The organism is Neptunomonas marina (assembly GCF_004005935.1).
Lineage (GTDB): Bacteria > Pseudomonadota > Gammaproteobacteria > Pseudomonadales > Balneatricaceae > Neptunomonas > Neptunomonas marina.
The window spans coordinates 1-319 of sequence record NZ_SACQ01000040.1 but is presented as its reverse complement, the minus strand read 5'-3'; the positions used below and the strand labels follow the sequence as shown (position 1 = coordinate 319).

1 rRNA gene is annotated in these 319 nt (G+C 41.1%); it reads right to left on the bottom strand.

The annotated features are described in order from the left end of the window. Positions 1-239: 239 nt before the first annotated feature. A 16S ribosomal RNA gene (locus EOE65_RS17965) occupies positions 240-319 on the bottom strand; the annotation flags it as partial.

Sequence of the window (319 nt, the reverse complement as noted above, 5' to 3'; positions counted from 1 at the left end):
GTCACTTGACCATATAACCCGAAGGCGTCTGTTCAAGAGACTCTGTTCGTAACGATAAAATCACCATAAATTGGCACTTGTTAAAAACAAGACTTATTTCATCAAATCCACATTGTTAAAGAGCGTTAAAGCTAAAAGCTTTAAGCAATAAACTTCGTTAAGCTTATGGCTTAAAACTTTCAATAACTTCTCAGTCAGATAATTCGTGTGAACGCTATGCCAGAACTCGGCTAATCGTTTAAGGAGGTGATCCAGCCCCAGGTTCCCCTAGGGCTACCTTGTTACGACTTCACCCCAGTCATGAACCACACCGTGGTAA